This is a genomic window from Acinetobacter radioresistens DSM 6976 = NBRC 102413 = CIP 103788 (assembly GCF_006757745.1).
GTDB lineage: Bacteria > Pseudomonadota > Gammaproteobacteria > Pseudomonadales > Moraxellaceae > Acinetobacter > Acinetobacter radioresistens.
Map to the genome: position 1 here is coordinate 469,119 of NZ_AP019740.1, position 14,791 is coordinate 483,909.

12 protein-coding genes are annotated in these 14,791 nt (G+C 44.0%); 6 read left to right on the forward strand and 6 right to left on the reverse strand.

Features of this window, described 5'->3' with window-relative positions; translation table 11 throughout:
- Positions 1-238 precede the first annotated feature (238 nt).
- Positions 239-847 (forward strand): class I SAM-dependent DNA methyltransferase, encoded by a 609-nt coding sequence (locus ACRAD_RS02195; protein ID WP_005023364.1) that lies wholly within the window; start codon positions 239-241, stop codon positions 845-847.
- Between the two features lie 67 nt (positions 848-914).
- Here the strand turns inward: ACRAD_RS02195 and pta are convergent, their stop codons facing one another.
- The 4 genes from pta to ACRAD_RS02215 all read right to left on the reverse strand — a co-directional run bounded on the left by pta (position 915) and on the right by ACRAD_RS02215 (position 6,414).
- The gene (gene pta / locus ACRAD_RS02200; RefSeq protein WP_005023366.1) at positions 915-3,059 is read right to left on the reverse strand and encodes a phosphate acetyltransferase; all 2,145 of its coding nucleotides are present in this window, start codon (positions 3,057-3,059) and stop codon (positions 915-917) included.
- A 54-nt stretch (positions 3,060-3,113) separates the two neighbouring features.
- Complete coding sequence (locus tag ACRAD_RS02205; protein WP_005016542.1) at positions 3,114-4,328, reverse strand: acetate/propionate family kinase; 1,215 nt, start codon at positions 4,326-4,328, stop codon at positions 3,114-3,116.
- A gap of 278 nt (positions 4,329-4,606) precedes the next feature.
- Positions 4,607-5,020 carry a hypothetical protein gene (locus ACRAD_RS02210; protein WP_005023368.1) on the reverse strand — a complete coding sequence of 138 codons (414 nt, stop codon included), beginning with the start codon at positions 5,018-5,020 and terminating at the stop codon, positions 4,607-4,609.
- A 128-nt stretch (positions 5,021-5,148) separates the two neighbouring features.
- Positions 5,149-6,414, reverse strand: coding sequence for a glutamate-5-semialdehyde dehydrogenase (locus ACRAD_RS02215; protein ID WP_005023370.1), 1,266 nt, complete (start codon positions 6,412-6,414; stop codon positions 5,149-5,151).
- A 308-nt stretch (positions 6,415-6,722) separates the two neighbouring features.
- On the opposite strand from ACRAD_RS02215, the gene ACRAD_RS02220 reads away from it, so the two are divergent.
- A complete protein-coding gene (locus ACRAD_RS02220; protein ID WP_005023373.1) occupies positions 6,723-8,042 on the forward strand; it encodes an alpha/beta fold hydrolase in 1,320 nt (439 codons plus the stop codon).
- Between the two features lie 23 nt (positions 8,043-8,065).
- On the opposite strand, the gene ACRAD_RS02225 is transcribed toward ACRAD_RS02220, so the two are convergent.
- Both ACRAD_RS02225 and nagZ read right to left on the reverse strand, forming a co-directional pair.
- Positions 8,066-8,920, reverse strand: a complete 855-nt coding sequence (locus ACRAD_RS02225) for a class I SAM-dependent methyltransferase (protein ID WP_005023376.1) — start codon at positions 8,918-8,920, stop codon at positions 8,066-8,068.
- A gap of 84 nt (positions 8,921-9,004) precedes the next feature.
- Positions 9,005-10,030 (reverse strand): beta-N-acetylhexosaminidase, encoded by a 1,026-nt coding sequence (gene nagZ, locus ACRAD_RS02230; RefSeq protein WP_005023378.1) that lies wholly within the window; start codon positions 10,028-10,030, stop codon positions 9,005-9,007.
- A 194-nt stretch (positions 10,031-10,224) separates the two neighbouring features.
- On the opposite strand from nagZ, the gene ACRAD_RS02235 reads away from it, so the two are divergent.
- From ACRAD_RS02235 to iscX, 4 genes are all read left to right on the forward strand, one after another.
- Positions 10,225-12,414, forward strand: a complete 2,190-nt coding sequence (locus ACRAD_RS02235) for a carboxy terminal-processing peptidase (protein ID WP_005023380.1) — start codon at positions 10,225-10,227, stop codon at positions 12,412-12,414.
- Positions 12,415-12,560: 146 nt separating this feature from the next.
- Complete coding sequence (locus ACRAD_RS02240; protein ID WP_005023382.1) at positions 12,561-13,838, forward strand: glycosyltransferase family 4 protein; 1,278 nt, start codon at positions 12,561-12,563, stop codon at positions 13,836-13,838.
- Positions 13,839-13,866: 28 nt separating this feature from the next.
- Entirely contained in the window at positions 13,867-14,418 is a 552-nt protein-coding gene (locus ACRAD_RS02245; protein ID WP_005023384.1) for a phosphatase PAP2 family protein, read from the forward strand.
- A gap of 87 nt (positions 14,419-14,505) precedes the next feature.
- The gene (iscX, locus tag ACRAD_RS02250) at positions 14,506-14,706 is read left to right on the forward strand and encodes a Fe-S cluster assembly protein IscX (RefSeq protein ID WP_005023385.1); all 201 of its coding nucleotides are present in this window, start codon (positions 14,506-14,508) and stop codon (positions 14,704-14,706) included.
- Positions 14,707-14,791 lie beyond the last annotated feature (85 nt).

The window sequence follows — 14,791 nt, forward strand, 5'->3', positions numbered from 1 at the left end:
ACTTTCGCATAATGCCGGTATCCACTACATAGAGTCATCAACAATGACAGTATCTAGCATTCTCATGGTTATTGCATTTATGATATTTATTGCTGCAACCTGGTTCTATGGTCAGTTAGAAGATCAAGCCTAAGCTTTATCTTCTTTCTAGATTGTTCTCTTCTTTATCTACTTTTAGCCTGTAACCTCTCTTGGCATTCTGCTATTCTTTTCCTGAATTTTAAAACTATCATCAGGTATGTCAGATCAACAATACGCAGATAATATTATTCCGATCTATAAAAAATATGCGATCGAATGGGATAAGGTACGCTCCCAGCATTTTTATGAACAAGTCTGGCTTGAACAGTTTTTAAATCTGATTCCTGATCAATCATCTATTCTTGACCTGGGTTGCGGTACTGGCATACCAACCGCTCAATATTTTTCTGCAAAAAAATGTCAAATTACAGGTATAGATAGTTCAGCTGCCATGCTCGAAATATCTAGGAACCGTTTTCCTGAGCATAACTGGTTAGAAGCTGATATGCGTCAACTGGATTTGAAGCAAAGCTTTAATGGCATTATCGCTTGGGACAGCTTTTTTCATTTGACTCATAATGACCAGAGAGCAATGTTTCATATTTTTAAGAAACATGCAAAAACCGGTACGGCATTAATGTTAACCACTGGCCCGAGTCATGGCACAGCTCTAGGGGAAATGCAGGGTGAGGTTTTATATCATGCAAGTCTGGACCCGGATGAATATAAGAATCTGTTTGAGATGTTCGGTTTTAGGGTGGTAAATATGCGGTTTGAAGATCCTGACTGCGCCCGACATACCATATGGTTGGCCCAGTTAATGTAAAGGAAAGTGTTTTAGAGCAAAATAAAACAGCCCCAATTGAAATACTGGGGCTGTTTTATTTAAAAATTTATACTGTCGCCTGTTGTTCTGCCTGAATGGCAGTCAAAGCAATCGTAAAAACAATATCATCAACCAAAGCGCCGCGTGACAGGTCATTTACCGGCTTGTTCAGTCCTTGCAGCATTGGGCCAACACTTACGACATTTGCAGCACGCTGTACAGCCTTGTAAGTTGTGTTGCCAGTATTGAGGTCTGGGAAGATAAAGACATTGGCGCGCCCTGCTACAGGTGACTCAGGTGCTTTCTGGCGGCCCACGCTTTCAACAGACGCAGCGTCATACTGCAAAGGACCATCAATCAACAGATCAGGGCGACGTTGACGGGCAATCTCTGTTGCTTCACGAACTTTATCAACATCGGCACCGGTACCTGAGGTTCCGGTTGAGTAACTGATCATGGCAATACGCGGGTCAATACCAAAGGCCCTGGCTGAATCTGCGGATTGGATGGCAATCTCAGCAAGCTGCTGGGCATCTGGATCGGGATTAATAGCACAATCCCCATATACATAGACTTCATCTGGTAACAGCATAAAGAATACTGAAGAGACCAGCGAATATTCTGGAGCTGTTTTAATCAGTTGAAATGCCGGTCGCACCGTGTTAGCCGTGGTATGTACCGCCCCAGAAACCAGTCCGTCAACCTGATCCAGTGCCAGCATCATGGTGCCTAGCACTACAGTATCCTGTAACTGTTCTTTGGCCTGAATGTCATTGATCTTGCCTTTTCGCAGCTCGACCATACTGCTAATGTACTGGCTACGAATAGTATCCGGATCAATGATTTCAAGATCGTCTGGTAATTCAATATTACGGGCTTTGGCAATTTCTAAAACTGCTTCTGGTTTGGCTAGCAAAATACAGTGAGCAATTCCGCGAGACTGGCAGATCGCCGCAGCCTGAATAGTCCGAGGTTCATCACCCTCTGGTAGAACGATGCGCTTTTTCGCAGCAATCGACTTCTGAACCAGTTCATGCCGGAAAGCTGAAGGGGACAGGCGGGGAGTTGCATTGCCATTGATTTGCTGGGTCAGCCAGTCCAGATCAATATGACTGGAGACAAAACGGGTAACCTGCTCGGCACGTTCTGTATCGTCAACCGGTATTTCATTGCTCAGATTTGCCAGACGCTGTGCTGTTTCCAGAGTAGTCAGCTGCGTATGTAAAATGGGCAGTCCCTGTTTGATAGCATTCTGGCAGAAATTCAGAATCTGGGCATTGGGTGCCTGACGCTCGGTTAGTACCAGGCCTGCTAGCGGTATACCATGACTGGTAGCTAAACTGCTGGCAAGTAGTACATCGGTACGTTCGGAAGCACTGATAATCAGTTCACCGGCAACAAATTTGTTCAGCTCATATTCAATACTTGAGGTAATCAGGCTGCTATGTAATACACGACGCTGCCGTGCTTCCCCCTGATGAATCCATTCGCCCTGAATCAGACGGGCAATGTCTAGTGTACGTGGAACACTCAGGGTATTGCTAAATGGAACCAGACCAATAATCGGTAAGTCAGCAGTCCCTAAATAACGGTTATATTTTTGCAGCTCTATCGTAAAGGTTGCAATTTCTGCACTTAAACGCAGTGAAGGATCAATGGTCACCGGAATCTGTGCAACTTCTTCAGGTAAGCCTTTAGTCCGCATGAACAGCACACCTGCTGTACGCTCTGAAGCAGCGCCACCGAACTGGCGTAGATGTGCTTCAATTTTTTCAGCAGTTTTACGCGGATTCTGTACGTCTGCAGTACTGACCAGGATTACCTTGGCATCTAGTGCCTGTGCAAGGGCGGCATTTAACTCACCTGCAAACTGGTCTTCATGATTTGGCAGTAAGCCTTCTACAATAATCACATCATGTTTGGTGGCAATACTGCGATGCAGGCTGACTGCTTCCTCAAGCAATTCATCCATTTCTTCCAGTGCGATCAGCTGGCTAACTCTTTCATATGCAATCGGTTCAACCGTACTGGTCTGGAATAAATGTTCAAACAGGCTAGTGGTACGGTTCTGATCATTTTCCTGAAAAGATTCAGAAAAAGGTTTTAAAAATCCTGCCTTAATACCATTACAGTCCAGTGCATAGATCATTCCCAGGCAGGCTGAAGTCAGACCGACACCTTCTCCAGTTGGAATCAGTAGAATTGTATTCATAGGAGCCTTAAAAAATTAAACAAAATATAAATCACAGAAGGTTAAAGCCCGCAATTAAGCAGGCTCTACAGCAAGTTCAGACTTTTTTGATAGTAAGCTCGTCTGTGCAGCTACCTGACGGGTTTCTTGGGCGATCCGTGCCTCTTCATCGGTTGGAATCACCCATATTTGTGGGCCATGGCCTTGGTCAATCCGACCTTCAGTACCACGTTTTAATTCATTGTTTTGGGTTTTATTTAAGTTGAAGCCAAAGTGTGGCAGATAGGAGAGCGTCTTTTCACGAATATAAGCTGAGTTTTCCCCAATACCCCCAGTAAAGATCAGTCCGTCAATACGTGGCAGCCCACAGCTGATGGCAGCAAGAGATTTGGCAAGACGGTAACAGAATACTTCAATTGCCAGCGTGGCATCTTCATTGCCCTGTTCAGAAGCTTCAATTAAAGTTCGCATGTCATTAGAAAGATCAGATAAGCCCAGCAGGCCACTTTCCTTGTTTAGCATGCGGTCAATCTTATAGACATCCCAGCCAAGGTTGGCTGCTAAGAAGCTGTGCAGACTTGGATCAACATCGCCACTGCGTGTACCCATTACTACACCTTCAAGAGGGGTAAGCCCCATTGATGTATCTACGCTCTGACCATTCCAAATGGCGCAAGTTGAACTGCCGTTACCCAGATGTGCAGTTAGCCAGCCCCCTTGTTTAAGGTTTCCAGCCAGTTCTGAACCACGCTCAGAAACGTAAGCATGACTGGTGCCATGGAAGCCATAGCGACGGACATTATGTTCTGTGTATAGGAATTTTGGTACTGCATAGCGATAAGCATGCGCCGGCATTGTCTGGTGAAAAGCAGTGTCGAAAACTGCAACCTGAGGAAGCTCGGGAAACAGGCGCATGGTAGCATCGATACCTACCAGATGAGCCGGGTTATGCAATGGTGCGAGCGGAGTTGCTTCACGAATACGTTCTACAATCGTATCAGTCAGTAGTTCGGCCTTGGTTAGTGTGCCGCCGTGAACTACCCGGTGACCAATTGCTTGCGGTTTGTATTGTGACAGGCGGCTTAAAATGGTTTCTAGTGCCTGTTCGTGATCAGCATGAGGGATCGAAAGTTCAAGTGGTTGTCCACCAATGGTAACACCTTTGATGCGTGCATCAGCAGAGCCCAGATTTTCTGCCAAACCATAGATACGATCTTTTGCCTGCTCAGAGATTAAGGCATATTTAATAGATGAAGAACCGCAATTGATGACTAATACTGATGTAGACACGTTGGATACCCGAATTCTAATTGAAATAATCTTGTCCCTCTGATCTTGAACCAGTGTACAGGCTAGAGATCATGAGTATGTTTTAACACGTGTATTTTTTCTGTCCAACCTAGACTTTAGCCGATTAGACTTAAGCACTATGGATGGTCTATTCAATAATATTTAATATTAATCAGTTAATTGTTATAGCGTAGCACAGGAATAAAAAAATCATATTCGGTTTTACGCAAAGCTAAAGTATCGTTGCAAATTTCATCTATAGTTCATTTCTTTATTTATTACTCTTGCCCCTGAGATTTATATTTCATCTCGGCCCATCTCACCAGAACATAGGCAATCAGTGCCACCATGAAAAATACCAGCATCATCCAGGCTAAACCTTGCAGAGTTTCGATAATTGTCCGGTAAATTTCCAGAAACCAGCGCTCATTCGTCAGTTCAATAATAAAACGTTCATCTTTGGGGCCGTAGTTGACAGGATTAATATATTTTTCCATATCGTAGATGCGAACTCCGGAAGAGGTACCTACGACCATGCCGGCAAATTTTGTATATTTGGCCCAAGCTGTATAAATAGGATCATGAATAATACGGGCTAAAATAGTATTAATAGAGCTGGAAAAAATTCGCATCACAATGAAGGAAACCAGCAGTGCTAAAATGAAAGTACTCAACATTAAATAAAAGAACATATCCATCTCCTTGTTTTTATAATTATTAGACTGAAAAGAGGAATTCTGGAGTATTTGGGCTGTTTAGCACCAGAGTTTGATGCTAAACATCAGGATTTGTATACAGGTAATCCTAATTAAATAGGAAATTAATGACGGATTTGTCCATCACCTAAAACGATCCATTTTTGTGAGGTTAGCCCTTCGAGACCCACCGGACCACGGGCATGAATCTTATCAGTTGAAATGCCGATCTCGGCACCCAGACCATATTCAAAGCCGTCAGCAAAACGGGTCGATGCATTGACCATCACTGAACTTGAGTCTACTAAGGCCAGAAACTTGCGTGCCAGAGAGAAGTTTTCAGTAATAATGGCATCAGTATGATGCGAGCCATATTTATTGATGTGCTCAATTGCTTCATCAATACCACTCACGACTTTTACTGCCAGAATTGGTCCGAGATATTCAGTGTACCAGTCTTCTTCAGTGGCGGCCTTGACTGAAGTACCCAAAATACGACGGGTTTCAGGGCAGCCACGTAGCTCAACCTGCTTTTCCTGATACAGCTCGGCAATATGGGGTAGAAAGTCATCAGCAATCTGTTCATCGACCAGCAGGGTTTCCATGGCATTACATACGCCGTAACGATGAGTCTTTGCATTTAAAGAAATTGGCAAGGCTTTATGCAAATCTGCCTGTGCCTCTACAAATACATGGCAGTTACCGTCTAAATGCTTGATCACAGGAATACGTGCCTCTTCTGTGATTCGTTCAATCAGGCTCTTGCCACCACGTGGCACAATAACATCGACATATTCGGTCAAGGTAATCAGTTGGCCTACAGCAGCCCGGTCGGTGGTTTCCAGTACCTGAACCGCATGTTCGGGCAGTCCGGCAGTTTTTAAACCATGTTGAATAGCCGCTGCAATCGCCTGATTCGATTCGAATGCTTCAGAGCCACCACGTAAAATGATGGCGTTGCCTGATTTAAGCGCAAGAGAGGCAGCCTCTAGGGTAACATTCGGACGGGATTCATAAATCATACCGACTACGCCTAAGGGCACACGCATTTTACCGAGCTGGATGCCTGAGGGACGATAGGACATGTCAGTAATTTCACCAATCGGATCTACCAGACCGATGACATCCTTTAAACCCTGCAGCATACCTTTGAAACGGCTGGGAGTCAGTTCCAAGCGATCGAGCAGTGCACTGTCCAAATTATTGTTACGGCCCTTGGTCATATCCATCTGGTTAGCCGTGAGAATTTGTGTTTCACTGTTCTCAAGCGCTGTGTAGATTGCGGACAAGGCATTGTTTTTAGTATCGGTAGAAGCACTGGCCAGCAGACGCGAAGCCTGACGAGCCTGTTGTCCGACCGTTTGCATATACTGTTCAATCGAATTGTGCATAGCGGTTTGATCACTCAGAATTTTCTTTGATAGTAACAGTCTCCGCCTGCGCAATGAAGGCTTGTCTCAAAAAAAACTGTCATGTAGTGCAGTATAAAAAAGTTTTGGAAATACTTTCAGCGCTAAAACTAGATGAACGGTAACGAAAGCAGTTGCCCAAAAATAAAGCATTTGTATACTATGAAATGCATTCTATAAAATGAATAAAAAATTATAGAAAACAAAACATCTATAAAAGGTAGAGGAATACCTTGGTTTTAAAAACCGACTTGCACAATAAAAAATAAAGCAAGCGTTGAGGAGGGAGTATGAATTCCATTATCCAACTGGACATGGATGCCGAAGGGAAGCAACACCGTCATTTTTTTGATTTTTACCATAAGGACATTTTTAAACAACCTCCACGCATGACCTGGATTGACGGCTGGAAAGTTGAGTATATGGCTATCGCCCAACCTGCGACAGTGCATAAAACTCCTATCGTTATTGTGGGTGGAGCATTTCAGAATTTCAATTCCTACAAGTATTGTGTTGAACAGCTTTTTGCCAGTGGTCCGATTATTCTGATTGACTTGCCTTCTATGGGGGCTAACCAGCAAATTATGAATCATGACAGCGGTGTGTCTGCCGGAAGTCTGGAATTGCCAGACCTGGCGGCTATGCTTGGTCGATGGCTCGACATTGAAGGACTGGAAAAAGTATCAGTTATGGGCATGTCCCTTGGGTCTGTAGTAGCGGCTTATTTTGCTGAGCAGCGACCTGAACTGGTAGAGCGTATGATTCTGATGGGCGTAATGCAAAAAACCCGGAAAAGCTGGCGCATGATTTTAGAAGAATCACTCAAACTTATGCAGGAAGACCGGATGGAAGAGTTCGGTCAGGCAGTGATTCTGTATCTGGTTAATCATGCCAAGTTAGATAAGACCCGTATGTCACCTACTGCCAAACGATTATTTTTTCGGCAAATGGCTGAGTTTCAGTCTACTGAACGTGAGCGTTATGCGATTAATTGCAGTCGATTACTCAGATTACAGCATGTTCCTGCTCCTGCCTGTAAAACACTCGTTGCAGCTGGACAATATGACAGTTTTACACTACCTCATGAAAACGCATATTTTGCCTTGCAATGTCCGGATATGGAGTTTGCCCTGATTGCCAATGCTGACCATGTTCCACAGTTACAGCGGCGTAAAGAAACTATGCGTCTCTTTTCAGCCTTCCTAAATGCCGAAGCGCTGGAAGGACTCGAAGGCATTATTCCCATGACTCGTGAAGAAATCCTGACGATGGAGCGCCGTGGAGAAAGACGTATCTCTATGTACGGTCAACTTTCACAACTGTCACACCGTTACCTGTCTGTAGAATTTCAAGTGAATATTTCTGACATCAGCTTTTTTGGTGTGTATTTAAAAATTCCTGACCCGCAGCAATTAAACCTGATACAGCAATATCCACGTGATCTGGCACTTCACCTTGAAGATGATCAGGGAGTGTTTCAAATAGAGTGTCTGATTTTTGAAGCAGAACAGCAGGGTATACGTGCACTGTTCAAGCATGGCAGTTTTGAACTGGCAGAACGTTTACTTCATTTTATTGCCTGTCAGCAGGAAGCTATGACTTTAGCTTGATTTAAAATATTAAAAAAACAGCGTCATATACGCTGTTTTTTTTGTGCATGAACCATCCAGACAATATCGTGTGACCGGGCCTCTTGAGCCGGCTTGGAGCCTTTTGAATAAAGAGAATCTGCAGGTTGAATAACCTCACCCTCATCAAAACCTGCGTTCTGTATAAATTGCTGTACTTCAGCCGGATTTTGAAAATGGAAAGTAAAAGCACTACGTGACATCCATTTTAATAATTTACTGCTGCTCCACATGACCTTTGCCAGACGTCTGCCTTGGGGCTGGGGATAAAGATCGGTCAGATAATGTAATGTTCTAAACTTACTGCCATAAAGAGAAATATTGCTGATCAGCTGTTTTAAGTGAGTCAGGTCAAAATAGTTGACTAATCCTTCACTGATAACAACTAAAGGACGTTTAGGATCAAAAATTTCAAAAACCTGTTTAAAGTTTTCACTAAATAAATCAACAGATAAAACTTCTGGGCTATTAGGGTCAATCTGTTGTAGTGCTTGTTGTTTGATGTGTGCCATTGCTGGCAAGTCCAGTTCACGATAGTCGATTTGTGGATAATGTTTTCTAAACCACCAACCACGTGGTGATAATCCACAGGCAATTTCCAGAACCTGTAAATTTGGTGTTTGCTCAAGCAACTGTTTAAGCGCATCATCTAGCATTTCATGACGCTGTTTCAAAGAGCTGCGCATACTGGCGCCTATAAATTTCTCTGCCCAGCTTTCTACCGGTTTAACCAGCATCGCCAGACTTTTACCCTTGGACGTAGCAAGTTCAGGATGTGAAATTCCCATCTGATACCAAATATAACCAGTATAATGAGCAGTAAAAGAAATATGCCGGTGTCTAGACAGCTCTCGTGTCATGAATAAATCCTCATTTTTATTTTAATCAGTTGCTATTTATATAAGAAAAAAGAGCATGTGTAATGCTCTTTTGACTTTAACCGCTTAATGGCAGCTATTGGCTTTAAATGCTTCAATTTCCTGTTTGATTTGTTGCCATTCGGTACCCAGTTCAAGTCCTGATTTAGGTAAAATATCTGGGATTTTACCGCGCATCCGTTCCAGGCGTTGCTGGTCTGGTAATGGGAAATCCTGAATGGCGCTCAGTGCCAGACGGGCAGCTGTACGGTCATTGCAAACCAGACCCATATCACAGCCAGCTTGCAGTGCAGCTTGTATACGCGCATCAGCACCACCAGCCACACAAGCGGCCTGCATGGTCAGGTCATCTGAAAATAATACACCATCAAATTTAAGTTCGTTACGCAAAATATGTTGTACCCAAAACTCGGAAAAACCGGCTGGTTTAGAATCAACCTGTTCATAAATCACATGAGCCGGCATGAGTGCATCCAGTTCGGACTGTAATTGAATAAAGGGCTGCATGTCATTCTGATAAATTTCATCATAACTACGGTTATCAATGGCAGCGGCCACGTGAGAGTCTGCTTTGACATTACCGTGGCCTGGGAAATGTTTACCTGTAGTGGCCATACCGGCACGGTGCATACCTTGAATAAAAGCGTGTGCGAGAGGAATAATATCAGCCTGGGTCAAAGCAAAACCCCGGTCACCAATGACATCACTAATGGCATTGATATCGAGCACGGGCGCAAAACTAAAATCGATCCCTACAGCAAGAACTTCAGTTGCCATAAGCCAGCCACATTTTTCTGCGAGGTCCAGAGCAGCTTCTGGATTCTGCTGATAGACTTCACCAAAACGGCCCATGGCAGGTAGCAGGGTGAAGCCGGTTTTAAGGCGCTGTACCCGGCCACCTTCCTGATCTACCGCAATTAAAATATCTTGACGAATCAGGCGCATATGATCAGTCAGCGTACGGACCTGTTCAGGAGACTCAATATTCCGTGAAAATAAAATCATGCCGCCGACTTGCGGAGCCTTTAATAGTTCAATATCTTCTAAGGTCAGGGTTGTACCGGCGATATCGAGCATTAGTGCGCCAATCATATGGGGTTCCGTATTAAGATCTTTAATTAAAACAATACCTGAATTCAGCAATGTTTTGCTACATTTTGTGGGTACAGAATATGATAAAACTACACGATACAACTTTTCGGCCTGTTTAAGATATTGAATTCGCTTTGTTCATTTCGGAAACATCGTGGTGTAATTGGGAATATCCAAGGAAGTATTAATTATTTATGAAACTTCAAATGCTCGCTTGTGCAGTTGCAGTGGCAACTGGGGGACTGTTCTTTTCACATGCCATTAGTCAGGCAACTGCTGCAACCAATCAAACGGCTGTTTCTTCTGTATCGCTTCAGCCGACCCAGGAACAGGCTCTGGTTTCACGTCAGTTGGCAACTTTGGTAGACCGTCAGCATTACTTAAATATGCGTCTTGATGCCCAGACATCCAATCGGATTCTGGAGATGTATCTGGACAGCCTTGATCCAGACCATTCACTATTTCTACAGCCGGAAGTCGAGCAATATAAAAATAAATACGGTTCAAATTTTGGCGCATCCTTAAAGGCGGGAGATCTGTCTGGACCCTATACAATTCATGCACAGTACCGTCAGCGTCTAGCTGCGTTTTACCAGTTCATGCTTAATGAACTTAAGAAACAGCAGAATTTGAAACAGCCGAATGTCTTCATTGAAACGGACCGAGAGAAGGCACCTTATTTTAAAACAACTGCCGAGCAGCAAGATTTTTGGCGGAAAATGCTGGTGTCCCAGCTGATTAACCTGACTATCACTAAAGAAGAAGAACTGGCCAAGCAAAAAGCGATTAAAGATAACCCGGAGCTGGCAAACGGCCAGGATCTTTCCAGTTTTGAGGACTTGTCCCCGGTTCAGACCCTCACCAAACGGTATACCCGTCAGCTGGAACGTATCAGTCGCATTAAGAGTGACGATGTGCTGGACAAAACCTTGAATGCTATGCTGGCAACTTATGATCCGCACAGTAACTATTTCCCGCCAATTGATGCAATGGAGCTGAACCGTCAGACCACTTTACAGCTTGAAGGCATCGGGGTATCAATCCGGCCGGAACGTGGTAATGAAGACTACACTAAAATTGAAACAATTGTAGAAGGTGGTCCGGCTGGTAAATCGGGACAAGTGAAATCTGGTGACCGAATTATCGGGGTGTCACAAGATGGCGGCAAAATGATTGACGTCATTGGTTGGCCAAGTGCAGAAATTGTTGGACTGATTCGAGGCAAGCGTGGCACCAAAGTAACCTTAAAGCTTTTAGGTAGTGGAGCTTCAATGGGACAGGCCCGTACCGTCACTTTAGTTCGTGATGTCATTCAGGAAGAAGATGCAGGAGTCCGTTCACGGACGGTTGAAATCAACCGTGATGGTAAAAAACATGTGTTTGGTGTAATTGAAATTCCGTCATTCTACCTGAACTACCGCGCACGTCGTGCAGGTACGGAGTATCGCTCGGTTTCAGAGGATACCAATAATGCATTACGTGCACTTTCTGCTAAAAATGTAGAAGGAATAATTATTGATCTGCGCAATAATCCTGGAGGCTCACTAGAAGAAGTCGCACGTATGCTGGGTCAGGTCATCAAGGAAGGCCCGGTAGTGCAAATCCGTGATGGTAACGGTAATGTCAGCGTCTTTGAAGATAATGATGGTGGATTACAAACCTATGCCGGCCCATTGGCGGTACTGGTCAATCTGGCTTCTGCTTCAGCAAGTGAAATCTATTCAGCAGCTATTCAGGATTATGAGCGTGGTATTGTAATTGGCAGTACTACCACCGGTAAGGGGACTGCTCAAGTGCAGCTGGATACTCTGGCATATGGACAGGCTACACTGACACAGCGTAAATTCTACCGCGTTACAGGTGGCAGTACCCAGAATAAGGGTGTCATTCCTGATATTAAACTGGTCGATATTTATGATGAGGAATTTGGCGAGCGTAAAGCTAAAAATGCCTTAAAGTGGGATACTATTCCAACTGCACCTTTCAAGCGTGAAGGATCTATTCAGCCTTATGTTGCCCAACTGGCCCAGTTATCCAGCCAGCGCGTAAAGCTTGATCCACAATTTAAGTATCTGGATCAACGTAAAGCCATTTCCCAGGCCGGCAAAGAGAAAAAACAGCTTGCGCTGGACATTGATCAACGCAAGGCTGAGTTAAAGGATCTTGAACAGAAAACCTTGGCCGCTGAAAATGCCCGTCGCCAGATCGCAGGCCAGAAACCTTATGCTAATTGGGAAAGCTATCAGGCTTCACTGGAAGCATTAGCAGAATCACGTGCCAAGATGAAAGCTACTCAACGCCCACCATTACCCGAGGAAGAAACCTTTGTTTCTGAAGCTGCAAATGTGCTTTTAGACTATGCCAAGTTAAAAGGTCAAGCTTAAAACACTAGGGTGTATCAGTGAAAAAAGCACGCTTCGGCGTGCTTTTTATATGAGCTGTCAGAAAACTGTCATGCCCTGATCATATTTCTGTCAAGCATGACTTCTATAGTGAATATATGAGAATAACTAGATCAGTCAGGTGACGTATGTCTAATCCATACGCTACAGCCTTCAAGCAGCAGGATTTTCCAGAAAATTTCAGGTTCTATTTTAAAAACCAGCAGCTTAATCCTACCTCTGAAGTTGAGCTGATTCAGGGAATAGTCCGTCCACGCCTGAAAATTGCCTTGGTCACCGAAACTTGGCCACCCGAAATTAATGGCGTAGCTTTATCCTTGCTACAGCTTTGTAAAGGTCTGCAACAGCAAGGCCATAAAATTTTACTCATCCGGCCACATCAGCATCAATCATGTCCACATTTTACTCCCAACCGGGAATGTCTGGTGGTTTCGCAAGCGATTCCACGCTATCCGGGACTGCATTTTGGCTGGCCCCAGTATTTAAAGGTCTCCCAGGCACTAGATGATTTCAAGCCTCATGTGGTGCATATTGTGACAGAAGGGCCGCTAGGATTAACAGCATTACAGGCGGCAAAGTCAGCTGGTATTCCTGTTTCAAGCGGTTTTCATTCTCCTTTTCAGGATTTTAGCCGTTTCTTTGATTTGGCTTTTCTGGTGAAACCTGTCCAGAAATATTTATGCTGGTTTCATAATAGTACCCAATTGACCTGTATACCCAGCAAGGATACCGAGCAGTTGCTAAAAGATATGGGGGTCTCTTGCCCTTTAAAAGTGATCGCGCGTGGAGTAGATCCACAACAATTTAATCCGGAGAAACGCTCTGAGCAGTTGCGCAAAAGCTGGGGAGTAAATGCCGATACGAAAGTTCTGTTATATGTGGGGCGGCTTTCTCCTGAAAAAGAAGTGGATGTGCTGATTGAAAGTCATGCACGGCTCTATAGCAATAAAGAGTCATCACCTAAATTAGTCATTGTTGGCGATGGACCGGACCGTTTACGCTTACAAAAAATGGTCCAGAATTCGAATGTGATCTTTACTGGTAATCTAAGTGGAGAAGTATTGGCGACTACATACGCTAGTGCTGATGTATTTACTTTTGCCAGCCAGGTCGAAACATTTGGAAATGTAGTTTTAGAGGCAATGGCTAGCGGTTTACCTGTAATCGCTTATGATTATGCTTGTGCCCATGTATATGTTGAACACGGACAAACGGGGTGGCTCAGCCCTTTAAAAGATATAAATGGTTTAAGCAGGGCAATTGAGAACCTGCCTGAGAATGCTGTTTTAAGAACAATGGGCCTAAACGCCCGCAAGCGGGTTCAGCATGCAGGCTGGCAGCAGCCGGTACAACAGCTTGAGCAGGCGCTCTACCAAGTCGTGCAGGAGTCCGTCATGACCACCTAGCATCCTTTTTCTAAAGAGGAGAATAATAATGAGATTTAGAAATGCCAAAATTAGAATATTAGACCTTGATTTAAAAGGTTGCCTATATCTTAATCACTTTTCCCATTCACAGCGTATAGCCCTGTTTTTCAAAATAATCAGCCGGCTAGGCGATGGAGCTTTCTGGTATGTAATGCTGGCAGCTGTCTGGATGCTTAAAGGATTGGCTTATAGTCTGCAAATTATCTATTTATCATTGGGTGGGCTGCTTGGAACAGGTCTCTATAAATTCTTAAAATGTAAAACTACTCGACCCAGACCTTATCAGGTACATCAGGTCATCATTCTGGGTGAGCGCCCTCTGGATCACTTCAGCTTTCCTTCAGGACATACGCTACATGCAGTATTGGCGACGGTAAGTTTGGGCTATGTACAGCCTGTACTCATGATACTTATGCTGCCTTTTACGGTATTGGTAGCTGTTTCACGCATGGTTCTAGGACTGCATTATCCGAGTGATGTACTGGTTGGCGCTATTCTGGGTGCAGGCGTTGCAGGAGTATTGATCTACTGCGCTCCTTGGTTTGAGCTTATACTTTAAGTTATAAGTTTTTATGTCCAGACTATCTCTACCCAGATGGAATTGATAAAGTAGCGTAACAGTAAATAAATGATGGAAACTTGGATTATGGGCTTACGCTGGACAGATACCATTGATATTGCCATTGAGCTCTCTGAAGCACACCCTGAAGTGGACCCACAATGGGTGCGCTTTACTGACCTGCATGCCTGGGTTTGTGCATTACCTGAGTTTAGTGATAATCCAGAAAAATCAAATGAAGGACTACTTGAAGCGATTCAAATGGCCTGGATTGATGAAGTCCGCTAAAAATAGCTAAAAAAACCTAAACTTTTTACATATTCAAAGCTGCTTATCGCGTATGACCTCAGGTATAATGCGCCAAATTTTTTGA